A 23,516-nucleotide genomic window follows, 5' to 3' on the forward strand; every position below is an offset into this window, starting at 1 on the left:
CCGTCGGCCGGCCCCAGACATCGTTTTCAAAACACTCATCCCAGACAGGAGGTGAAAGCGATGACACGCCAGGTGAGGTCTCTGATCTGCTGTGGTCTTCTGCTGGGGCTGTGGATGCTCGCGTCGCCGTCTCCGGCAACAGGGCAAACAGCCACAGGTACGATTACGGGAACGATTCGAGATGAAACCGGGGCGGTGGTTCCGGGAGCCACCATCACCGTGACGAATGTCAGGACCGGCTCGACGCGCGTGGGCGTGGCCGATGAAGCGGGTCGGTACGAAATTCCGCTGCTTCCGCCGGGAGAATATCACGTCGCCGCCGAAATGCAGGGGTTCAAGAAAGAAGTGCGCGTGGGCATTCTGCTTCAGGTCCAGCAAATCCTCACGGTGGATTTAACTCTGCGCGTCGGGCAGATCACCGAAGAAGTCATGGTCACCGGCGAAGTTTCGCTCGTCGAGAGTAAAAGCTCGTCCGTGGGCAGCGTCATTGATGAGAAGCGGGTGGCTGAGCTGCCTTTGAATGGTCGCGAGGTGCTCCAATTGAATCTCCTGGTTCCCGGCGTCGTTCCGGCCATTCGCGGGTCTCAACTGGGGACGCAGGGCGGAGCCATTTACGCCCACGGAATGCGCGAGCACTCGAATTCCTTTTATCTCGACGGCATAGACCAGACCGATCGGGCCATCGGGCAGTTCTCCGTCAGCCCGATCATTGATACGGTCCGCGAATTTCGCCTCCAATCGGCGCGCTATTCAGCCGAGTTCGGACGGGCGGCCGGCGCTCAGATGAACGTGGTAAGTAAGTCGGGAACGAACACATTTCATGGGTCGGTCTTCTGGTTCTTGCGCAACGATGTGGTGGCCGCGCGAAATTTCTTCCAACCCAAGGATCTTCCCAAGCCCCCGTTCAAGCGGAATCAATTTGGTTTCACCCTGGGCGGACCGGTGGTGAAAAATCACAACTTCTTCTTCGTCGGATTTGAGGGGACGCGGCTGCGCAATGTGACCACGCGCGTGGGGCGCGTGCCGACGCCGGAGATGGTGCGGGGCGATTTCTCGGCGTTGCTCCCGGGCACCGTCATCAAAGATCCGCTCACGGGCCAACCGTTTCCGGGAAACATCATCCCGCGGGAGCGGATGAGTCGGATCGGTCAACGGGTGGCGTCGGTTTACCCGGCGCCGAATCAGAGGGATCCGATTCGGAATTACCTCTCGTCGCCGCCCAATCGGGATGATGTAGATCGCTTCTTCGTGCGCATTGACCACGAGTTTTCCGAAAAGGATAAGCTGTTCGCCCGCTACGCCATTGATGACTTCGACAAGTTTTTCGGCATCAACTTGTTTGGCGGCCCGTCCATCCTCCCCGGCTTCGGGCGACTGGATCAGTCTCGATTTCAGAGTCTCGGAGGGGGATTCATTCACGTCTTCAGCAGCACTGTCATCAATGAAGTCCGCATCGGCTATACCCGCTGGACGCTCAACTATCGCCCCGAAGAACAACGGAGCATGGTCAAGGAGCTGGGCATCCCCGGCCTCACGGACCTGCCGCGTAATACCGGCTGGCCGCTCTTTTCCATCAGCGGCTTTGCCGCCATCGGGGATGCAACGAACCTCCCGCAAGGGGGACCGGGCGTCACCTATCAGTTCTCCGAAGCGCTTCACATCCTCCGGGGGAAACACACGCTCAAGCTGGGGGCGGATTTGTGGAAATATCGCTTCGGCAATTTCTTCCTGGATGCTTCGGCTCGTGGATCATTCACCTTCACCGGCCAGTTCACCGGCCATCCGATTGCCGATCTTCTCCTGGGAATTCCCGTGCAGAGCTTCCGGGGCGTGGGCGCGTCGGATTTCACCAATTTCCAACAGTCGTACGACTTTTACGTCCAGGATGACTGGAAGGTGACGCCGAGATTGACGCTCAACCTGGGATTGCGATACGAGTACAACACGCCCTACATCGAGAAGAAGGATCGCTTCACCAACTTCTATATCAATCCTCCCCGGCTGGTCCTGGCGGGTCGGGACGGCGTCTCCCGTTCCACCTATGATGACGATCCCAACAATCTGGGTCCGCGCTTTGGCTTCGCCTATGACGTGATGGGGGATGGCAAGATGGCTCTTCGCGGAGGCTATGGGATTTACTACGACCGCACGATCTTGAATACGATTCTGGGTCTGCGCCTCAACCCGCCCCACTACGAATTCAATCTCTTCCTCAGCGATCCGACGGTTCCGCGATTGACGCTGGAGAATCCCTTCCCGGCCGGAGCGGGCATCCCGCTTCTTCCCTCCCCGTCTTTCTTCGCCAAAGATTTTCGCGACGGATATGTGCAGCAGTGGAGCTTGAACATCCAGCGGCAGATGATCGGAGATTTGCTCGTGGAGATCGGTTACGTGGGATCGAAAGGGACGCACCTGTATCGGCAGCGCCAACTGAATCAGCCGAAACCGGCTCCGGGTCCGGTTCAACCGCGTCGGCCCTTCCCGCAGTTTGGCAGCATCAACGGCATTGAATCGAGCGGGCACTCCACCTACCACTCGTTCCAGCTCAAAGCCGACAAACGATTCTCGAAGAATTACGGGTTCCTTCTGGCCTACACGTTTGCTAAGTCCATTGACTCGAACTCGGCGTATGCCGGTAACGCCCACACGACAAACAACGCTCAAGACGGTAACAACCTTCGCGCAGAGAAGGGACTCTCGTCCTTCGACATGAGACATCGGTTCTCGCTGAGCTACATCATCCAGTTGCCGTTTGGGCAGGGTCAGGCGTATTTGAGTAACGTCACCGGCTTTGTCGGTCAGCTCGTTTCCGGCTGGGAGATCACCGGCATCACGACCCTGCAATCGGGCACGCCGTCGGATCCGCAACTGACCATTGACCGCAGCAACACCGGCATCTTCCGCGACCGTCCGAATCGGGTGGGCGATCCCAAGCTGGATAAAGCCACGCCCGATCAGTTCTGGAACCCGGCGGCCTTTGTGCTGCAACCCCAGTTCAGCTTCGGCAATGCGGGGCGAAATGTCCTGCCCGGACCGAACTGGATCAACTTCGATCTTTCGATTCTCAAGAACACTCAGATTCACGAGAAAATCAACCTTCAGTTTCGTACCGAGTTCTTCAATCTCTTCAACCATCCGAACTTCTTCAATCCCGAGCGGTTCGTGGATACGGCCCTCTTTGGCAAGGTGACTGCCGCGGCCGATCCCCGGCTGATTCAGTTCGGGTTGAAGCTGATCTTTTGAGGAGAACGAAGTAGCGCGGATTTTCTAGTCTGCGAAAATCACGGGGCGAAAAAATCGCCGGCTGGAAAGCCCGCGCTACAGGCAATTATTTTCAAGGGAGGACGACGATGAATCTCACACGCAAACAGTTTATCGAATTCAGCGGCAAAGCGGTGCTGGGCGCCGGCGTCATGCCCAGCTTCTTCCATTTTCTCGAAGCCCCGCGCGGCTTCATCGAGGACATCCTGGAATCGCCTCGCATCAAGAAGATTCACAAATACATCGAGGACCATAAGGCCGAACACATCGCCAAAGTGCAGCGCGATCTGCGTCAGCCGTCGGTCAGCAGTTGGAACATGGGCATCACCGAGATGGCCGAGCTGATGAAAGAGTCGTTCAAGGAGATCGGCTGCAAGGAAGCCGAACTGGTCAAAACCGATGGCAATCCGGGCGTCTGGGCCTGGTACGATGCCGGAGCCCGGAAGACCATCTCCCGCTACATGATGTACGATACGCAACCGTTCAACGAGAAGGAGTGGTCGTCGCCGCCCCTCGCGGCCAATATCGTGAAGATGGATCCGTTTGGCGATGTCATCATCGCGCGCGGCGCGATCAATTCCAAAGGGCCCAATCGGCTCTTCCTCAATGCCTGCGAGGCGATCATCGCCTGTGAAGGAAAGCTCCCGGTCAACATCATGTTCACCTGCGATGGCGAGGAAGAACAGGGAAGCCCTCATTTCCATCAGGTGCTCGCTCCCTACATTGACCGGCTGAAGACGTGCAATGCGCACCTCGGCGCCGGTCCCTCGCAGAATCGAGATGGGTTCGTCAACATGTCGCTCGGCAATAAAGGAATCGCCTACGTGGAGCTGGAATGTCACGGGGCGCGATGGGGGCGAGGGCCGCAGCGGATGCCGATTCACTCCAGTCGCAAAGCGATTCTCGACAGTCCCGTCTGGCGGCTCATCAAAGCGCTCTCCAGCATGGTGGACGAAACGGGCAATCGCATCCTCATTGACGGATACTATGATGCCATTGTGCCGCCGACCGAGGAGGAGGAGATGCTCGTCAATACGCTGATTGCGCGATTCGGCGACCGGGCGCTTGCTTCCGAGCGGGAGAACGTCAAAGTCTGGATGAACAACTGGACGGCCGCCGAAGCCATTCGCCATCTCGTCTTCGACACGACGCTCAACATCAACGGCATCTGGGCGGGCTACACCGGTCCCGGTTCGGCGACGATTCTGCCGGAGAAAGCGGCGGTGAAAATTGATAGTCGGCTCGTCCCCAACCAGGTCATTGACGAGCAGATCAAGCTCATTCGCCAGCACCTGGACAAACACGGCTTCAGCGACATCAAGATGACCAAGCTCGGCGGCGGCGATGAATGGTCGCGCACGAGCGTTCGCGCGCCGGTCGTCCAAGCCGTGCTGGCCGTCTACAAATATTACGGCATCGAACCGGCCATCTGGCCGCGCTCGGCGGGCTCCAGCCCCGAAGCGCAATACACCCGACCGCCGCTCAATCTCCCGGCCTGTTCGGGCGGTCTCGGTCACGGCAGCCGTGCCCACGCCATTGACGAGTATCTGGTCATCGAGGGGAACGATCGCGTCGCCGGTCTGGTGAAAGCCGAGCAGTCCATCGTAGACATTTTATTCGTCTACGCTAATTGGCCGGAGTAAACGCTCTGACGGATCATTCGGGAGCCCTCGAGGGTCACCAGGGGCTCCGGTTCGGAACCGCGAAAAGTGTAACCACGGATGCGCCCGGAGGAGTCTCGTCATCTGTGCGAATCCGCGCCCATCCGGGGCGATTATCGAAGGAGATGTCTGAGACGCGGCACGAATCGGTGTCCTCTCCGACCCTTTCCCCGACAATTGCCATGCCTGCCGGTCAGGAACGAGGAAGACCCGGAGTGCACGTCTCTTGCATGCCCAAACCGGCAGGCTCGACGCGTGCGCTCCCGGGGGTATTTTCAGGGAAATCACTCATGAACTGGACATTGGCCACGAACTGAGGAAAATCTGGGAGCGCCCGTGGGAGCGGCTCAACGAGCGCTCCGGAGGCGTGCGCTCCCAGGGATTTTCACGGGAGGAAAACTCGATATGAAAACACGGAAAACGACACGGATATTGACGCTCGTCAGCATGCTTCTTTTGCTGGCCGGGGTGATCTGGTGCGCACGGGCGACGGCGGAGAACCAGGCCGTCACCTATGATCCCGCCCTGTATCGGGCGATGCAATGGCGGCTGATCGGCCCGTTTCGCGGCGGGCGCGTCACAGCCGTCGCCGGCGTCGCCAGCCAGCCCCTCACGTTTTATTTCGGCGCCACCGGAGGTGGCGTGTGGAGGACCGACGATGGCGGTCTCTCCTGGCGCAATATCTCCGACGGCTATTTCAAGACCGGCTCCATTGGAGCCATCGCCGTGGCGGACTCCGATCCCAATGTGATTTACGTGGGCACCGGCGAGAGCTGTCCGCGCGGCAATGTCTCGCACGGAGATGGCGTGTACAAGTCAACCGATGGCGGTCGAACCTGGACCAATGTGGGATTGCGTGACACGCGCCATATCGCTCGCATTCGCATTCATCCGCAAAATCCCGATCTCGTCTATGTCGCCGCGCTCGGCCACATCTTCGGCCCCAACAGCGAACGCGGGATCTTTCGCTCCAAAGATGGCGGCAAGACGTGGGAGAAAGTGCTTTTTGTTGACGACAAGACCGGAGCGATTGACCTCAGCATGGATCCCACCAATCCGCGCATCCTCTATGCCGCCTTCTGGCAAGCTTTGCGTCAACCCTGGACGTTCATCAGCGGCGGCCCCGGCAGCGGGCTCTACAAGACGACCGACGGCGGCGATACATGGACGAAGCTGACGACGGGACTCCCGCAGGGGATCAAGGGGCGAATCGGCGTGGCCGTCTCGCCGGCCAATCCGGATCGCGTATGGGCGCTCATCGAAGCGGAAGACGGAGGCGTCTATCGCTCCGATGATGGAGGTCGCCGCTGGCGCTTGATGAATAAGGAGCGCAAGCTCCGTCAACGCGCCTGGTACTACACCCACATCTACGCCGATCCGAAGGACGCCGATACCGTCTACGTCCTCAATACCGCCTTCTACAAATCCATTGATGGAGGGCGCACGTTCGACATCACCATTCGGGTGCCGCACGGCGACAATCACGACCTCTGGATCAATCCCAATAATCCGCAGATCATGATCAACAGCAACGACGGCGGCGCCAACGTCACCTTCAACGGAGGACAGACCTGGTCGCCGCAGACCAATCAGCCGACGGCGCAATTCTATCGCGTCACGACCGACAACCGCTTCCCTTACTATGTCTATGGGGCGCAGCAGGACAATACCACCGTCGCCATCGCCAGCCGGACCACCGGCCAGGGGATTGATCGCCCCGATTGGTATCCCGTCGGTGGCGGCGAGAGCGGTCACATCGCTCCCGATCCCCGCGACCCCAACATCGTCTATGCGGGCAGCTATGGCGGCCTCATCACCCGATACGATCATCGCACACGGCAGCAGCGCAATATAACGGCCTGGCCACAAACGATGGTCGGCGAAGCGGCCAAAGACATGAAGTATCGCTTCCAGTGGAACGCGCCGATCCTCATTTCACCCCATGACCCGAAGGTCATCTATCACGCCGCCCAGGTGCTCCTGAAGTCAACCGACGAGGGGCAATCCTGGCAAGAAATCAGCCCCGATCTCACCCGCAACGACAAAAGCAAGCAGGACTATTCCGGCGGGCCGATCACCCGCGACAACACGGGCGTTGAAGTTTACGGCACGATCTTCGCCCTGGCGGAATCACCGCGTCAGGCTGGCATCATCTGGGCCGGAACCGACGACGGCCTCGTCTGGGTGACGCGCAACGGCGGAAAGAATTGGGAGAACGTAACGCCCAAAGAGTTGCCCGAATGGGGAACCGTCAATTCCATTGATGCATCGCCCCATGATCCGGCCACGGCCTATATCGCCGTTCATCGCTATCGGCTCGACGACTATCGTCCCTACATCTTCAAGACGAACGATTACGGGAAGACCTGGACCAAAATCACCTCTGGCATCCCGGAAAACGATTTCGTCCGAGTCGTGCGCGAGGATCCGGCGCGACGGGGCCTGCTCTATGCGGGAACGGAGACGGGCGTTTACGTCTCGTTCAACGATGGCCAGACGTGGCAGTCCCTGCAACTGAATTTACCGGTCGTCCCGATTCACGATCTGGCCATTAAGGACAACGACCTCATCGCGGCCACGCATGGGCGCTCGTTCTGGATTCTCGACGATCTGACGCCGCTGCATCAACTGAGCGAGGCGGTGGCCAAAGCCGATGTTTATCTCTTCAAGCCTCGCGATGCCTATCGTATGGATGGGGGAAGCGCATCGCTGCCGAACATGGGTCAGAATCCCCCCAATGGCGTGGTCATCTACTACTACTTCAAGGAGAAGCCGCGCGGCGAGGTGAAACTGGAGGTGCTCGACAGCCGCGGCACGGTCATCCGGACGTTCTCCAGTCAAGCTCCCGCCGAAGCCGGTCCGCCGGGCGTTCCCCCGGAATTCGCCGAGTTCTTCGGCGCCGGGCCTCAACAGATGCGCCTGCCCGCCGAGGCCGGGATGAACCGCTTCGTCTGGAACATGCGGTATCCCGATCCCAGACGCGTTCCTGGCGCTGTCCTCTGGGGAAATGTTCAGGGGCCCAAGGCCGTCCCCGGCATCTATCAGGTTCGCCTCACCGCTGAAGGGAAAACCCTGACCCAGTCATTTGAGATCAAGAAGAACCCCCTGTTGACGACAACCGCCGAGGATTTCCAGAAACAGTTCGACCTGCTCATTCGCATCCGCGATGCCTTCAGCCAGACGAGTGATGCCATCCTTCGGATCCGGGAGGTGAAGAAACAACTGGAGGGGCTCACCGAACGGGTGAAGGCACTGCCCAACAGTCAACGCCTGAGCGATGCCGCCAGGACGCTCGTCCAGAAGCTCACGGCTATCGAAGAAGAGCTGATTCAAACGCGAAACGAAAGCCCACAGGACCCGCTCAACTTCCCACCCAAGCTCAACAACCAACTGGCCACCTTGTACGGAGCCGTGGCCAGCGCTGATGCTCGACCGACCGATGGAGCGGTGAAGCGGTTCGAGGAGCTGACGTCGCAACTGAATCGGCATCTCTCTCAGCTTCAGCAGGTGCTCACCCGGGATCTGGCCGACTTCAACAGGCTCATCCGCGATCAGGCCATTGCGCCCATCATCGTGCCTGAGCCGAAGCCCCTGCAATAACGGTGACCGCTGACAATGTGGAGGAAGCCTTCAGCCGGGCTTCCTCCACGGCCTCCCACACGGACGTGGGTGACGTGTGAGGAGCAGGTGCTCGTGTCGCCGGGAACCATTCCCAGAAGCAATGAAAAATCCTGATCCGCCGGCGGAGGAAACGGTCGAGCAGTTGGTCGCTCGGCTGGGCACCCTTCACCCGGCGGGAGAGATTGGCGCGTCTCGTGTTCTTTCACGAAGAGGTCAGGGGGGTGCCGCGGCGGCGGGGAGAAGATGTCCGAGACGCATCCCGGCGCCCCCGATGAGAACCGGCGAGATGGCTCGACGGCTCTTCAAAAGGCACGCACTCGCCGTTATACTTGACCGGAAAATGACGCATGTGAGTGCAGGTTTCTGAAGATTCAGTACCGTGGCAAGGGACAACAAACAACGGATTTCTCGCCCCGCGTCGCAGAGGACGCGACGTCAGCACTCGTGAGCCTCTGATGATTCAGATGCGCCGATTGGACATTCACCGCGTTGGTCTCCTGGTGAAACCCAAGATCACCGGGGCCGATCCGGTCATCGAGAAACTCTCGCAGATACTCGAGGCGCACGGCGCCGAGCTGTGGGCCGAAGAGATCGTCGAGAAGATGTCGCCTCATTGTCGGGCGCAGTTTGTGTCCCGCGAGGAGCTGGCGTCCTCGGTGGATCTGCTCATTGTGCTGGGCGGCGATGGAACCATGCTGGCGGCCTCGCGCCTGGTGGGAGAGCGGCGCATCCCCGTGCTCGGCGTTAATTTTGGCGGTCTGGGGTATCTCACCGAGTTCACTCTCGATGAGTTGTTCCCCATGGTGGAGGCCCTCTTCACCGGCGAGGTGGCCATTGACTCGCGCATGCGACTCGATGCCGGCGTCTCCCGTGAGGGACGGGCGGTCGCCCAGTATTGCGTTCTCAACGATGCCGTGGTGAACAAAAGCGCCCTCGCCCGCATGATCGAAATCGAATGCTTCGTTGATGCTCACTATGTGACGACGTTCCGGGCCGATGGCATCATCGTGTCTACCCCGACGGGATCAACCGCCTACTCGCTCTCCGCCGGAGGACCCATCGTTCACCCGGCGGTGAGCGCCATCATCGTCACGCCGATCTGTCCTCACATGCTCACGAATCGTCCTCTCGTCATCAGCGATGAGTCGGAGGTGATGCTGCGCCTCCGCACGGCCCGCGAAGAAGTCACCCTCACGCTCGATGGTCAGGTGGGTTTCGCCCTCCAGGCCGGAGATGAAGTCCGGGCGCGAAAAAGCGCTCGGATGTTCGATCTCATCTGCCCGATGAACAAGAACTACTTCCAGGTCCTGCGAGACAAGCTCCACTGGGGCCGCTGACGACCGATTCCCTCCCCGCAGGAACGACCTATTTGACCTTCCGAACGGCGCTCTGTATTATTCTCGCTTTTCGTGCGATGATGTGCGGAGACGCATTTTGTCTGCCGGTGGTGTGACAGGCTGTGAATCGGCCAGCGCGTCGCCGCAGTGGCGAGTTCCGGTCGGAGGTTTGACGGTTCGGGAACTGTTCGAAGGATGCACATTCCGAGTCGCCTTTTTGCCCGTGGTCCTTTGAGATCTCACCTCAGTGCTTCGCCCGTCGGCATGCCACGCACTGGCAGATCGGACGGCATCGTCGAGCTGAGAGTGGAAGAGGGCATGGGGAGGAAGAAGCATGTCGCGGAGACGGATGCAGGTTGTCGGAGTGATTCTACTGACGCTGATCGCTCTGGGATTTCGCGTTCACCGGCTGGGAGCCGTTGGATTGAGCGAGGATGAGGCCCGGAAAGTTCAAGCCGCACGAGCGTATCTGAAAGGGACGTTCATCGTCAACACCGAACATCCCATGCTGATGAAATCCTTCATTGCCGGATCGCTCGTCGCATCGAAGTGGTGGAACGAGAGGATCGCGCACGGCAGACCAGGTCTTCTCATTCCCGAGGAAGCAGCGGTGCGGTTTCCCAACGCTCTGTTTGGAGCGCTCACGACGATCCCTTTGTTTCTCTTCGCCTGCGAGATGTTCACGCCGCTGGTGGGATGGACGACGGCGATTCTCTGGGCGACGGGCCTCAATGCCATCGCCATCAACCGCATTGCGAAGGAAGACACGCTGCTGGTCTTCTTTCTCTGGCTGGGCTATTTCTTCTTCACAAAAGCCAAGCATGAAGGACCCGTCGAGACCCCTCGACGCATGCGGCTCTACATGCTCAGCGGCGCGAGCTTCGGTCTCATGATGGCCTCGAAATATTTCCCTCACTACATGGGGCTCATCTTCCTCTACAATTACCTGCGGCCGCATGATCGGCAGACGAATTATCCGCTCGGTCGGCAGGCGATGATTCGGTTCTTCCTCGCCCTTTTCCTGGCCTTCGCTTTGGCCAATCCGATCGTCTTTCATCCGGCCACCGTGCATTCGATTGGCGTCTATTTGACGGAGACGCGGGTGCCCCATCACGGCTACGAAATGATGGGCCAGCTTTACTACAACAACGCCTGGATTTTCACCCAGCGCACGCCCTTCTACTTTTATTTCCTCTTCCTGTTGGTGAAGGTGCCGCCCGTGCTCATCCTGGCCTTTTTGGTCGGGCTGATCATTATCACCCGGGGCTCGCACCTGAGCGCGAGAGTTCAGGCGAGTGCCCTCGCCGCGATGGCGATCTCCCCGCTCATGCTGCTCAAGCCGGGTTCGCCCGATCTGAAACCGGTGATCGTTTACATCCTCGTTCTTTTTTCCCTCTCGCTCCTCGTGGGACTGCTTTTTGTCATGGGGAACCGACGGGACGAAGGTCCTTTCTTTCTCCGCTTCATGCTGGCGTTCTGGATTGTTCCCTTCACGCTGTTCGGAGGAAAGTGGCTCCGCTATACGTTGAGCGTCATGCCGCTGGTGTACCTGACGGCGGCTGTTGGTATCTCCGTTCTGATCATCCGTTTGAGAGAGCGCCTCGGACCGGGCTGGGTCCGGTCGAGCGTCACGGCAGGGGTGATGGCTCTTTTCCTCCTCGTACCGACGGTGACGGCCCTGGCTCACCACCCCTACTATCTCCTCTATGTCAACACATTCGGCGGTGGGGAGAGTCGGCGGGCATTTTATTTCCCTCACGATGAGATCTACGACGCGGGATTGCGCGAAGCCCTCCAGTTCATCGCCGAGCGGGCTCCCCGGCATAGCATCGTCGCTCAAGATGCTCCGAGCGTCATAGCCGTTTATGCCGAGAAGTTCCGGCGACCGGACCTGGTGAGCGTGGAACTCTCCAGCCGCGAATTCGATCTCGCCCGATGGACGCGTCATCCCGACGGCCATGCACGAGAGGAAGCGGTCTATATCATCGTCCAGCGAGGCCGGCGCTATTTCGAGAACGAAGCCTGGCTCCAGTGGCTCGATCGGAATTGTCGCCCGTTGACGGAGATTGTGGTTGACGGTGTCACGACGACCAGAGTGTATGAGCTTCATCAGTCCTGCTCTGTGCTCACGGCCGGAGCGACCACCAGCCCCCTCGATCCACGGGAGATCTCCGTCGGCATCGTGCCCGCCCCGGACTCCGCCGCAGGGGAAAGCAACGGATCGAGAGGTCAGGTTCTCCCGGTGGGTTCCCTTTTCGCTCCGGAGGTGAGAAGGAGGGCGAGAATCAGCCCGACCGGTCGGTCGGTGTGACGACGAGGCGTCAGGGGGCGATCTTCATCCAAGAGCTTTTGCTCCCTATGGTCTCGGTCTCGCGAACTTGATAAAATGAGGCAATGGATGGAAAAGCACTCATCATAAGGAGCGGGATATGGCACACGAAACACTGACCGTCATTGATAACCGCACGGGAAAAAGCTATGACATTCCCATCGAGAACGGCACGATTCGAGCGATTGATCTGCGACAGATTAAAGTCTCCCCGGACGACTTCGGGTTGATGAGCTACGATCCAGGATTCCTCAACACGGCGTCATGTAAGAGTCGAATCACCTTCATTGATGGAGAGCGCGGCATCTTGCGCTATCGCGGATACCCCATCGAACAACTGGCCGAGAAGAGCACCTATCTGGAGACGGCCTACCTGATCATTCACGGAGAGCTTCCCACCAAGAGCCAGCTCGATGAATGGACCTGGCAGATCACCCATCACACGATCCTGCACGAAAACATCAAGAAGCTCATGGACGCCTTTCACCACGATGCGCACCCGATGGGGATGTTCGTGAGCACGGTGGCGGCGCTTTCGACTTTCTATCCCGAGGCGAAAAACATCTTCGATCCGGAGATCCGGCGCAAGCAGATGTACCGGTTAATTGCCAAAGTGCCGACGATTGCCGCTTTCGCCTATCGCCACAGCCGGGGGATGCCTTACGCCTATCCGGACAATGATCTCTCCTACACGGGAAATTTCCTCAACATGATGTACAAAGCGACGGAGGTGAAATACCAGCCGAATCCGGTGCTCGAACGGGCGCTCGACATCCTCTTCATTCTGCACGCCGATCACGAGCAGAACTGTTCGACCAATGCCATGCGAAGTGTGGGCAGCTCGCACGTGGATCCCTATTCGGCGATGGCGGCGGCCGCGGCGGCCCTCTACGGGCCGCTTCATGGGGGAGCCAACGAGGCCGTCCTCCGCATGTTGCGCGAGATCGGCTCGAAGGAACGCATCCCGGACTACATCAAGCGGGTGAAGGCCGGAGAGGTTCGACTCATGGGATTCGGCCACCGCGTCTACAAGAACTACGACCCGCGCGCTCGCATCATCAAGGAGACGGCCTACAAGGTCTTCGAGGTGACGGGCAAAAATCCCCTCATTGATATCGCTCTCGAACTCGAACGCATCGCCCTCGAAGATGATTATTTTATCAGCCGGAAGCTCTATCCCAATGTGGATTTCTATTCCGGCATCATCTACGAGGCGATGGGATTTCCGGTGGAGATGTTCCCCGTGCTCTTTGCCATCCCGCGGACGTCCGGGTGGCTGGCTCAGTGGGAGGAAATGATCCTGGACAGCGAGCAGAAGATCGCTCGACCGCGCCAGATTTATCTCGGCTCGCCCGAGCGGAATTACGTCCCGATTACCGAACGGTGAGCGCGCGACCTCGGGATCACGGCATCTGGCGAGCGATGGTCGGACCGTTGAACGACAATCAGAGGAGGCAGCACTGCCCGGGCCGGGGAAGGGGCTTCCCTTTTTCGCTCGGACATTCGCATCCGCCAGTAACTGCGGGCGTGACAGCCGGAGCTGCAAAAGTTATCCGCAGCGTGCGGGCTGTCGTCTAAGGCAATGAAAAATCCCGCGGCGAATGAACGCGGATCAGTCAGAGCGCTCGCCTTAGTGGGATCTCTAGCGTGGCGATTTTTCGCCGGAGGAAATTGTTCGTGTTCCAGCAATCGGTGAAATTCGGACGCATTCTCGGCATTCCGGTGGGAGTGCACTATTCGTGGTTCATCGTCTTCGTTCTGGTCACCATGTCGCTGGTCGCCCAGTTCTCCGTCGCCCATCCCCACTGGAGTCCCGGAGAGCAATACGGTGTGGGACTGGCTACGAGCCTTCTCTTTTTCGTCTCGGTGATTCTCCATGAGCTGGGCCATAGCGTAGTCGCCCTGCGCAAGGGCATTCCCGTGCGTTCGATCACGCTCTTTGTCTTCGGAGGAGTGGCCCAGATCGAACGGGAGCCGAGCCGTCCCCGAGATGAATTTCACATCGCCGTGGCAGGTCCTGCGGTGAGTCTGCTCCTGGCGGGATTCTTCTATGGGCTCTCGCTGCAAGTGAGAGCGGCGAGCGAACCGCTGGGCGCGCTGACGGGATGGCTCGGGCAGATCAACTTCATTCTCGCCGCCTTCAATCTCATTCCGGGATTTCCGCTGGATGGCGGTCGTATCTTTCGCGCGGTGATGTGGAAATATACCGGCAGCTTTGATCGCGGGACGCGCATCGCTTCCACGACAGGTCAGGGGATCGCCTATCTCTTCATCCTCGGCGGCGTGTGGATGGCCTTCAGCGAAAACTTCGTGAGCGGCCTGTGGCTGGGATTCATCGGCTGGTTCCTGCTCAACGCGGCTCAAGCCACCGTGAGCCAGCTCGATCTCCGGCGGGTGCTGGCGGGCCTCCGCGCTGGCGATGTGATGACCCGCGACTGCCTGGTCATGCCCAGCGATGTCAGTGTCGCCGAGCTGGTCGAGGAGCAACTGCTGCGCACCGGACGACGGTGTGCTCTGGTGACCGAAGATGACCGCCTCGTGGGCCTGGTGACCGTCCATCAGATTCGTCAGGTTCCCCGCGACCGATGGCCTCACACCCAACTCCGCTCCATCGCCATCCCCGCCGCCGAACTTCATGCTGTGCCGCCCGAGATGGAACTGGCCGATGTGCTCGCCCTCATGGATGACTACCGGATCAATCAAGTTCCCGTCATCATCAACGGGCGCATCATCGGCCTGCTCAGCCGGGAAGAGATGATGCATATTCTCCGAACGCGACTCGAACTCGGAGTGTGAAAGGAAGGAGGAATGCGACCATGCTCCTGGATGATCGAATCCGTGGAGAGATTCAGAAACGACTGTCGGGCCTCAGCCGCCCGGTCACTCTCATCTATTTCACCCAAGAACTCGAATGTCCCACCTGCCGGGAAACCGGCCAGCTTCTCCGGGAAACGGCCGAACTGTCGGACAAGATTCGGCTCGAAGTCTATAACTTCCAGCTTGACCGGGACAAAGCCGAAGCGTTTCAGATTGATAAGATCCCTGCCACCGTGGTCATGGGGGAGAAAGATTACGGCATTCGCTTCTATGGCATTCCCTCCGGCTACGAGTTCGCGACGTTTCTCGATACGATGCTGGCCGTCTCACGGGGGGACTCCGAACTCGCTCCGGAAACGCGCGAGAAGATTCGGGCGGTGACCAAACCGCTTCACCTTCAAGTTTTCGTCACGCCCACCTGTCCGTATTGTCCGGCGGCGGTGCGGCTGGCTCATCGAATGGCCATGGAGAGCGATCTCATTCGTGCCGATATGATCGAAGCGACCGAGTTCCCTCACCTCGTCACCAAGTATCAGGTTCGCGGCGTGCCGCTGACGGTCGTCAACGAGACCGTTTTCATCGAGGGGGCCCGACCGGAACCTCAGTTCGTTGACGCCGTGCTCTCGGCTCTCGACGGCTCGACTTCAGAGGAAAGCCGATGATCTCATACCACGACGGTACCAGTCCCTCAAGGAGGCTCTATGGATAAGGACAAGATGGTGAAAGCGCTGAATCAAGCCCTCGCTCAAGAATATGCCTGCTACATCCGCTACAAAACGCATGCGTCGGTGATCACCGGCCCTTATGCCCCCGGCGTGAGCGCCCGGCTCGATGAAATCGCCGAGGACGAAGAGCAACACGCCCAGCATCTGCGGGATCGCATCGTCGCCCTCGGCGGGACGCCCACCATGGCGCCCGAGGCGTCCGATCTCATCCCGGCCACCAAGCTCAAGGATATTCTCTCGGTCAACATCAAGGAGGAGCGAAAGGCCATTGCCATGTATCAGAAGCTGCTCAACGCGATTCCCCGCGAGCAGCGCATCCTCTATGAGACCATCGAGCATATCCTGGAAGAGGAGATGGAGCATCTGGAGGAGCTGGAGCGGTTGCAGGAGTAGCGCCCTCGCGCCAGGCCCTGGCCGAGCGTGCGCGAACAAGCGATGAGGGACCTCGCGAAGAGGCGAGAGTTGAGTTCTCGCCAGCGTCACCGGAGAGAGGGGACGGATGCGACGGTCGCGGGGGAGGACGATGTGTCCCGATGCTCCCGCGCCGCGCTGTGATCGGCTTCCGGTTGCGGGCTGAGGCGGGCCGGGATCATCAGCGATTCCCATCTGCCCCTCTTCCCGGCCATCGCTTGACTTTCCCGTCGGTCCCGGCTCATAGTATAGGCGTGCGCGCAAGGATCAGAAGGCGGATGTAGGAGACGTCATGTTCGGCGGATTGTCGGGAACGGAACTGCTCTTCATCCTTATCATTGCCCTGATCATCTTCGGGCCGCGTAAGCTGCCCGAACTCGGCCGCACAATCGGTCAGAGCCTGGCGCAGTTCCGCAAAGCATCAGAGGATTTCAAACGCTCCTGGGAGGAAGAAGTCTTCATCGAAGAGAAGCGGATGGTAACCTCGCCCACATGGATGGAGCCGGCGTCCTCCCCGCCTTCTCCGACAGCGTCCCTCGCCGCGCCTGAGCAGCCAACGCTCCCTGCACATTCCCCGGACGAGAGCAACGTCAGTGAGTCTTAGGGCCGACGACGTCGAGATCAAGCTCGCCGAGGAGGAAGAACTCGCCGGGACCGAGATGTCCCTGCTGGAGCATCTGGAGGAACTCCGGCAGCGGTTGATTCGGTCGGTTGTGGCTGTTCTCGTTCTCCTGATGGTGTGCTGGTTCGCCCGCGAGGAAATTTTTCGCTTCCTCGAGAAGCCGGTGCGTCAGGCCCTGATGCGGGCGGAAGCTGCCGGAGTGCGCACGGCGCTGGAACCGCATCGCTTCAATTTGCGTGAAGGTGAACGGTTTCAATATTCGCTGCCGGAAGAAGTTCGTGTGGGCGACCGCCTCATCCCGGCGGGAACGCCCGTTCCCGCCCGGGTCGAACGACGCGATGGGACCCTGGCGATTGTGCTCGCCGTTCCCTGGCTGACGGCCAGCGGCCTTGTCCCTGAAGGGACGCGACTCCCTGACCCGACCACCGCGAACGAGTCGGGCGAGAAGCTCATCGTTACCACCGTCCAGGAGGCGTTCAGCCTCTACATTCGCGTCTCCTTCTACGCGGCGCTGTTCCTCGCCATGCCATTTATTCTCTATCAGCTCTGGGCGTTTGTCTCGCCCGGCCTGTATCGTCACGAACGAAAATACGTGGCTCCCTTCATCATCATGGGCTCGTTCTTTTTCGTTCTGGGAGGAGCCTTCGGCTATTACATTGCCTTCCCTCGAGCCGCCGAGTGGTTGCTGGAGCTGGGGAGCGGATTCCGCCCGCTGCTCAAAGCGAGCGAGTATTTCGATCTCATCCTCATCATCATGCTCGGGCTGGGCGCTGTCTTTCAGATTCCCACGATCACCTTCTTTCTCGCCCGAATCGGCGTCGTCACGCCGGCCATGTTGTGGAAGCCCTGGCGGTACGCCATGCTGGGAATTTTCGTCCTGGCGGCGATCATCTCGCCCACCGGCGATATCCCCAATCTGCTGGTGTTTGCCCTGCCCATGATGGTGCTCTACTTCCTCTCGATTGGAATCGCCTGGTTCTTTGGTCGGCCCCGGACCGAAAGAGAGCAGAAAGCCAAGCGCCGTTCGGAGAAGGAGCCGTGAAAGCCGCCGTCCTGCATCGCTTCAACGAACCGTTGCGGGTCGAAGAGGTCGCGCTTCCCTCGCTCGACGCCGACGATGTCCTGCTCCGGGTGGAAGCCTGCGGCGTCTGCCATTCGGACGTGCACATTGCTCAAGGAGATTGGCCACCCCTGACAGGCATAACGAAACTTCCTCTCATCCTGGGGCATGAAGTCGTCGGTCGCGTTGTTCAACGAGGCGAAGCCGTCACCGATCTTCAAGAGGGAGATCGCGTGGGCGTCGCCTGGCTTCACTGGAGTTGCGGCCAGTGTCCGATCTGTCGCGAGGGGCGCGAAAATCTCTGTCCGGCCCAGAAAATCACCGGCGTGACGGTGGATGGCGGTTATGCCGAATTCATTCGGGCCAAGGCCAGTCACGTTGTGAAAGTACCCGAGGCGCTCACCCCGACCGAGGCCGCTCCGCTTTTCTGTGCCGGCGTCACGGTCTATCGAGCACTCACACGAGCGGACGTGAGATCCGGTCAACGGGTCGCTTTGTTCGGCATCGGCGGTCTCGGTCACCTGGCCGTTCAGATGGCCAAAGGGTTCGGCGCCGAAGTCATCGCTGTGGATATTGCCGAGGAGAAACTGGAGCTGGCCCGCTCTCTGGGGGCTGATCAGACGCTTCATGCGACACGGGACGCCGTGGTCTCGGAGTTGCGGGCAACAGGGGGCGTGCACGTGGCGGTTGTCACTTCGGCGGCCAGGGCCGCCTACGATACAGCCTTCGCCTCCTTGCGACCGGGTGGCACGCTCGTTGTCGTCGGTCTGCCGGCGGAACCGCTGACATTCCCCGCGATCCTGATGGCGGCAACGGAAGCGCGAATTATCGCGTCGGCTGTCGGCACGCGTGAGGATTTACGACAAACGCTGGCACTCGCCGCGACGGGGCGACTCCGCTGTCAGGTGGAAACCCATCCGCTGGACCGCATCAACGACATCTTTGATCGCCTGCGTCAGGCCCAAATCCCCGGTCGAGCCGTGCTTTGCTTGTGCGAAAAGTAGCGCAGCCTCGCCAGGCGGCGAAAAACGCAGGCCGGAAAGCCCGCGCTACGGTGGGTACTTTTGCGTTTTGGAGGATTCATCGCGATGGAGGCGCTCTTTTCACCGACCCTGATCGAAGCGGTGAGAGACAAATTCTGGTACGTGACGGAAGACAGTCAGGCCACCCCGCGGATCTTCTTCGACAGTGCGGCGGGCAGCCTCGTTCTCCGAGAAGCTCAGGCCGCCATCGAACGCTATTCCCGGATGAGTTCATACGGAGGCGGGCTCTTTCCCGACTCTCTCGTTGTGGATGAACTGGCCGAGCGAGCGCGGGCGGCGGTGGCCGATCTCATCAATGCTCCCTCGCCCCCCTGCATCTTCACCGGCGAGTCGGCGACGGCGGTGCTGCGTCGGCTGGCCGAAGCCCTATTGCCGTCGTTACCTGACGGAAGTCGGCTCATCCTCTCGGCGGCCGATCATAATGCCAATATTGACGCCTGGCGACGAACAGCAGATGAGCTGAAGGCGAAAGACTTCGATCTTCAGATGGTTCGGTTCGTGCCTGAGACGGGAACCATTGATCTCGGCCATCTCGAATCGCTGCTGAGCGATCGAGTTCGACTGGTCGCCGTCTCTCATGCCTCGAATGTACTGGGCGCGGAAAATCCCCTTCGGGACGTGCGCGCCCTGCTCGACAGAAAATCTCCAGAAGCGGTCCTCGTCGTGGACGGCGTTCACTTCATCGCCCACGGTCCGGTTGACGTGCAGGCGATGCGCGCGGATGCCTACGTTTTCTCCAGCTACAAGATTTTCGCGCAGCGGGGCCTGAGTTTCGCGTATCTGAGCAACCGGCTGGCCCGACTACCCCATTACAAACTGGCTCCCGCACCCGACGACCCTCCCGAAAGCTGGGAGTGGGGATTTCGCAATCCGGCCGATCTGGCTCCCATCATCGCCGTGAGAGATTATCTCGCCTGGCTCGGAACCGCATGCTTCCCCGCGTCGGCGGAGTCCGTGGACCTTCGCACGCGGGTTCAGCGCGGGCAGATCGCCATCCGTCAGTACGAGGCGACGCTTGTTCGCGCCCTGTTCGATGGCGTGGGGACGACGCCGGGATTGCGGGCGATGGAGGGTGTGACCATTTACGGCGTTCGAGACCCCGAGTTCTATCATCTGAAGGAGCCCACGGTCGCCTTCACCCTCCAGAGCCACACGAGCGATGCCGTGGCCGCAACTCTCTGGCGGGACTATCGCATCGCGGTGCGCAGCGGCGACCATTACGCGCAGCAAACACACCGCCATCTGGGAATCACCGACACCGTCCGGGCATCGCTTGCTCATTACAACACGGTGGAGGAAGTCCGCCAGTTCCTCAATGCCCTCGGCGAGATGACGCGGCGAGCACCTCGCCCGTGAGAGATCGCGCGAGAGCACGGCGAACCATTTTTCCATTCTGAGCCCCGTCAGGAGCAGCACGCAGAAAAGGTTCAGTTACCGCCGTCCAGGAGAATGCGCAAGCCTCGTCGGGGGTGATGTGCTTAGAGCCGCCCGAGACGAAACATTCCCGCGTGCGTCAGGAACGACACGTGCAATCGTTGGTTGGGTCGGGACATGCCGCTCCTCTGGAGGCTTGGTCGCGGGGCCGCCATGTGCGGGCTATAACCACGTGGCTCCGCGCAGACCTGGCGGGATGCTGGCCGGATGGCCTGATGGGAAGCTCGCTCGGACGTCACCGGTGGCGTCCTTCATTGACTCTGCCAGTCGCCGTTTTAACGCGTGAGGTATTCTTCGATGTAGCGGGCAAACGCGCGGAAATCGTCCAGCCGATTCTGCAGCACCTCATAGACCTCTCGCCGGTCCACCTCCACATACTCGTGAACGAGAATATTTCTGAACCCTGCCATCCCTCGAATCCGCCGGGCGAATTCTCGAGGGAGAATTCCTCGTTCGCCGAGCTTATCAATGACATCGGCATATTCTTCAATCGCGGTTTCCCCCAGCGCTGCCAGGATGTGATTGCCTATATCGAGGACGACCTGAATGGAGAGTTGCAGGCCATGTTCCACCGACCACAAATCCCTTAAGCGTGAGGTCAACTGCTCGAAAGGGAGCTGACGTAACGTTTCCAGCTCGGCAACATAACGGGATAGCTCTCGCAGTTTTTTCCGAACAAGGTCCTTATCAATCACGCCAGCCGAATCTCCCCTGTCGAATTCGCTGAGAGATGTAACGATCATGCACCCTCCAGAGCGGCCTGAGATCGTTATACTCGGCGAGAGTGCGAACGTGAAAGGCAATGCGCTCACTGTCAGATCGAGAGAAGATGAGCTTGCCGTAACGAATCACCCGAAATCGAAGAGACGGCGGAGCCGTGTTGAGAACGACCAGATCAATGCCGCTCGTACCGAGTATCTTCATCAGATCGGTGATCAGGCTGGCTCGATAGCCGTAGGGATAATTTCCCGTCAGCATCTTCGTATCCACGAAGATGGCTATATCCAGGTCGCTCAACCGGCCTGCTCTGCCACCGGCCACCGAGCCGAAGAGATAGGCGAATCCCACCTCCGCCCTCTGGCTGAAATAGGTGGTGAGCGTTGTCACAATATGGCTGATATTCAACGTCACATCAGACATAGTAGGCTGGCCTTTGTGGGAGGTCAAGCGAGAGGGACGTCAGCGAAAGCGATAACTGCGTGCAAGCTCCTGTTCTACGGGGACCGATGCGCGAGCTTTTTTAAAGTTCCCTCAAGAAGCAATACAGCCGCCAGGAGCAGGCCCGCGTCGCTTTTGCTCGACTTGCGGGGAGTCGCGTGGCCAATCCTCTAGCCATTAGGCTCCGCGCGGAGCCGGGGGATTGACATTCGCCCATCTGACGTGGCGACGCATGGCGCCATGTCCGGCCATCCGTCAGCTCCCTCGGAGCAGCATCTTTTCGACGAACTGTGTCCGGAGTGAGGTGCTCACTCGTCCAGGATGCGCTCGGCGATTTCCTGATCGGCATCCATGATGTAAGGGATACCGCTCACGTCGGCGGCCTCGCGCGTCAGCGCAGCGATGTCATCGCGGCTGATGTAGTCGAGGACGAATTTGCGATTCCCGCACATCAGTTGGCGCAATCCCTGGGCCAGGCGCTGGAGATAGGTGTAGAGGCCGATGGCGCCCGGAGGAATCTTCTGAAAGTCGGCACCGAATCGGCGCTTGAGTTCCGGAGCCGTGATGAAGATCTCTTCGATCGTCTCGCCGAAGCGGGCGACGTAAACGGGAAGATCTCCGTCTTCGATGCGCCGGCCGAGCGTTTTGCCCACCATGGCGGCGGCCAGGGGAGCGCGCGCCATGCCGATCAATTTGAAGTAGGGCGCGCCGAGAGCCAGGCCCTTGAAGATCTGGTCCTCGAAGGCGAATCCTCCGGCGATGGCGATGTCGGGGATGTACTCTCCTCGTTCGGCCAGACGTTTGACATAGCGATAAAGGAGCGAATGCAGCTCGACCGGCGGGACGCCCCATTCGTTCATCATCCGCCAGGGACTCATGCCGGTTCCGCCGCCGGCTCCATCCACCGTGAGCAGGTCAATTCCGGCAATGGAGGAAAATTTGAGCGCCCGCGCCAGATCCGCCGGACGGTAGGCCCCGGTTTTGAGGAAGACGTATCGTGCGCCCGCCCGCCGCAACTCCTCCACGCGCTTGACGAAATCTTCCAGGGTCGGCATCCCGATCCGCGAATGACGCTCGAATTCCTTGAACGATCCGCGCTCGAAGGCCTGGACCACCTGCGGATCATCGGGATCGGGCAGGACAATATAGCCGCGCTGTTTCAACAGGCGGGCCTTGGCCAGGTCTTTGATCTTGACTTCGCCGCCGATGTCTTTGGCTCCCTGGCCCCACTTCAGCTCCACTGCTTCGACTTCGAGTTTGGAGATGACGTACTCATGAACGCCAAGGCGGGTGTCCTCGACGTTGGCCTGGACGACAATCGTCCCGTAGCCGTCTTGCCAGGATTTGTAGAGTTTCACCCGCCGTTCCATCTCCGGGGAGTGAACGACGCGCCCGTGACGGAATTCCGCCTGCTCGTCCATACCGCAGACGTTTTCGCCGATGGTGAGCGGAATGCCGGCAATAGCTGCACCGATGGCGAGTCCTTCCCAGTTGTTCTTGGCGATGGCCGTCGAGCCCAGGCCGGGAATGATGATGGGCAGCTTGACGCGAATGCCCCTATCACGCCCGATGCGTCGCTCCAGCGAAACGGCGGGAAAGATGGCAGCATCGGGATCAGCCGAAACGCCGTGCGCACCGACGGTCGTCCCCAGGATGGTGAAATGGGAGAGATCAATGGGATAACGCTTTTCGGATGCCGCCGTGATGATTCCGAAAGGCTGCGGGTAGATGACCTCGGCTCCACGATAAGCCGACTTGCCGATCTCGCACATCCCGATGCAGCCATCAACACAGGTGGCGCACATCCCGCTCAATGACACCACCGAGTCTTCGGTTCGATTCTTGGTCAGCGTAGCGGCTGAGGCGTTAATCTTCGACAAACTCATAATCCCCTCCATCGGTAGAGATCTTTCGCTCATTCATGTTCGAACGGCTCCCGGCATCTTCTATCCCCTCTGGTGCTCCAGTCGTCGAATCACGATCTCACACGGGACCGAGGATCGGGTGAGTGCGGATGCCCGGCGGGCGCTTCGCGTT

At 59.8% G+C, this 23,516-nt stretch carries 16 protein-coding genes; 13 read left to right on the forward strand and 3 right to left on the reverse strand.

Features of this window, described 5'->3' with window-relative positions:
* The first annotated feature begins 60 nt into the window (after positions 1-60).
* The 13 genes from VNM72_05075 (at position 61) to VNM72_05135 (ending at position 20,243) form a co-directional block, all read left to right on the forward strand.
* Positions 61-3,243, forward strand: a complete 3,183-nt coding sequence (locus tag VNM72_05075; GenBank protein HXF04772.1) for a TonB-dependent receptor — start codon at positions 61-63, stop codon at positions 3,241-3,243.
* Positions 3,244-3,350: 107 nt separating this feature from the next.
* Complete coding sequence (locus VNM72_05080) at positions 3,351-4,904, forward strand: M20/M25/M40 family metallo-hydrolase (GenBank protein ID HXF04773.1); 1,554 nt, start codon at positions 3,351-3,353, stop codon at positions 4,902-4,904.
* Between the two features lie 423 nt (positions 4,905-5,327).
* On the forward strand, positions 5,328-8,522 hold the full coding sequence (locus VNM72_05085) for a glycosyl hydrolase (protein ID HXF04774.1): 3,195 nt from the start codon (positions 5,328-5,330) through the stop codon (positions 8,520-8,522).
* A gap of 476 nt (positions 8,523-8,998) precedes the next feature.
* Complete coding sequence (locus tag VNM72_05090) at positions 8,999-9,880, forward strand: NAD(+)/NADH kinase (GenBank protein ID HXF04775.1); 882 nt, start codon at positions 8,999-9,001, stop codon at positions 9,878-9,880.
* A gap of 334 nt (positions 9,881-10,214) precedes the next feature.
* Complete coding sequence (locus tag VNM72_05095) at positions 10,215-12,191, forward strand: glycosyltransferase family 39 protein (protein ID HXF04776.1); 1,977 nt, start codon at positions 10,215-10,217, stop codon at positions 12,189-12,191.
* A 118-nt stretch (positions 12,192-12,309) separates the two neighbouring features.
* A complete protein-coding gene (locus VNM72_05100) occupies positions 12,310-13,596 on the forward strand; it encodes a citrate synthase (GenBank protein HXF04777.1) in 1,287 nt (428 codons plus the stop codon).
* A gap of 290 nt (positions 13,597-13,886) precedes the next feature.
* Positions 13,887-15,005, forward strand: a complete 1,119-nt coding sequence (locus VNM72_05105; GenBank protein HXF04778.1) for a site-2 protease family protein — start codon at positions 13,887-13,889, stop codon at positions 15,003-15,005.
* Between the two features lie 20 nt (positions 15,006-15,025).
* The gene (locus VNM72_05110) at positions 15,026-15,688 is read left to right on the forward strand and encodes a thioredoxin family protein (protein HXF04779.1); all 663 of its coding nucleotides are present in this window, start codon (positions 15,026-15,028) and stop codon (positions 15,686-15,688) included.
* Between the two features lie 39 nt (positions 15,689-15,727).
* Positions 15,728-16,144 carry a ferritin-like domain-containing protein gene (locus tag VNM72_05115; GenBank protein ID HXF04780.1) on the forward strand — a complete coding sequence of 139 codons (417 nt, stop codon included), beginning with the start codon at positions 15,728-15,730 and terminating at the stop codon, positions 16,142-16,144.
* Positions 16,145-16,454: 310 nt separating this feature from the next.
* Positions 16,455-16,766, forward strand: coding sequence for a twin-arginine translocase TatA/TatE family subunit (locus tag VNM72_05120; protein HXF04781.1), 312 nt, complete (start codon positions 16,455-16,457; stop codon positions 16,764-16,766).
* Positions 16,756-17,826 (forward strand): twin-arginine translocase subunit TatC, encoded by a 1,071-nt coding sequence (gene tatC / locus VNM72_05125; GenBank protein ID HXF04782.1) that lies wholly within the window; start codon positions 16,756-16,758, stop codon positions 17,824-17,826. Before VNM72_05120 ends, tatC begins: the two co-directional genes overlap by 11 nt.
* Positions 17,823-18,848 (forward strand): zinc-dependent alcohol dehydrogenase, encoded by a 1,026-nt coding sequence (locus VNM72_05130; GenBank protein HXF04783.1) that lies wholly within the window; start codon positions 17,823-17,825, stop codon positions 18,846-18,848. The genes tatC and VNM72_05130 overlap by 4 nt, the downstream gene beginning before the upstream one ends.
* An 84-nt stretch (positions 18,849-18,932) precedes the next feature.
* Positions 18,933-20,243, forward strand: a complete 1,311-nt coding sequence (locus tag VNM72_05135; protein ID HXF04784.1) for an aminotransferase class V-fold PLP-dependent enzyme — start codon at positions 18,933-18,935, stop codon at positions 20,241-20,243.
* 353 nt (positions 20,244-20,596) lie between these two features.
* Here the strand turns inward: VNM72_05135 and VNM72_05140 are convergent, their stop codons facing one another.
* The 3 genes from VNM72_05140 to VNM72_05150 form a co-directional block, all read right to left on the reverse strand.
* On the reverse strand, positions 20,597-21,016 hold the full coding sequence (locus VNM72_05140; GenBank protein ID HXF04785.1) for a DUF86 domain-containing protein: 420 nt from the start codon (positions 21,014-21,016) through the stop codon (positions 20,597-20,599).
* Entirely contained in the window at positions 21,009-21,461 is a 453-nt protein-coding gene (locus tag VNM72_05145; protein ID HXF04786.1) for a nucleotidyltransferase domain-containing protein, read from the reverse strand. Before VNM72_05145 ends, VNM72_05140 begins: the two co-directional genes overlap by 8 nt.
* A 326-nt stretch (positions 21,462-21,787) precedes the next feature.
* Positions 21,788-23,365 (reverse strand): FMN-binding glutamate synthase family protein, encoded by a 1,578-nt coding sequence (locus tag VNM72_05150; GenBank protein HXF04787.1) that lies wholly within the window; start codon positions 23,363-23,365, stop codon positions 21,788-21,790.
* Positions 23,366-23,516: the final 151 nt, after the last annotated feature.

Source organism: Blastocatellia bacterium, assembly GCA_035573895.1.
Lineage (GTDB): Bacteria > Acidobacteriota > Blastocatellia > HR10 > HR10 > DATLZR01.

What these genes read in the sequence shown, in the direction of transcription:
- VNM72_05090 (HXF04775.1), top strand. Translation starts at nt 8,999, where the DNA reads ATGATTCAGATGCGCCGATTGGACATTCACCGCGTTGGTCTCCTGGTG.
- VNM72_05150 (HXF04787.1), bottom strand. Translation starts at nt 23,365, where the DNA reads ATGAGTTTGTCGAAGATTAACGCCTCAGCCGCTACGCTGACCAAGAAT.
- VNM72_05095 (HXF04776.1), top strand. Translation starts at nt 10,215, where the DNA reads ATGTCGCGGAGACGGATGCAGGTTGTCGGAGTGATTCTACTGACGCTG.
- VNM72_05120 (HXF04781.1), top strand. Translation starts at nt 16,455, where the DNA reads ATGTTCGGCGGATTGTCGGGAACGGAACTGCTCTTCATCCTTATCATT.
- VNM72_05110 (HXF04779.1), top strand. Translation starts at nt 15,026, where the DNA reads ATGCTCCTGGATGATCGAATCCGTGGAGAGATTCAGAAACGACTGTCG.
- VNM72_05085 (HXF04774.1), top strand. Translation starts at nt 5,328, where the DNA reads ATGAAAACACGGAAAACGACACGGATATTGACGCTCGTCAGCATGCTT.
- VNM72_05135 (HXF04784.1), top strand. Translation starts at nt 18,933, where the DNA reads ATGGAGGCGCTCTTTTCACCGACCCTGATCGAAGCGGTGAGAGACAAA.
- VNM72_05100 (HXF04777.1), top strand. Translation starts at nt 12,310, where the DNA reads ATGGCACACGAAACACTGACCGTCATTGATAACCGCACGGGAAAAAGC.
- VNM72_05080 (HXF04773.1), top strand. Translation starts at nt 3,351, where the DNA reads ATGAATCTCACACGCAAACAGTTTATCGAATTCAGCGGCAAAGCGGTG.
- VNM72_05145 (HXF04786.1), bottom strand. Translation starts at nt 21,461, where the DNA reads ATGTCTGATGTGACGTTGAATATCAGCCATATTGTGACAACGCTCACC.
- VNM72_05075 (HXF04772.1), top strand. Translation starts at nt 61, where the DNA reads ATGACACGCCAGGTGAGGTCTCTGATCTGCTGTGGTCTTCTGCTGGGG.
- VNM72_05115 (HXF04780.1), top strand. Translation starts at nt 15,728, where the DNA reads ATGGATAAGGACAAGATGGTGAAAGCGCTGAATCAAGCCCTCGCTCAA.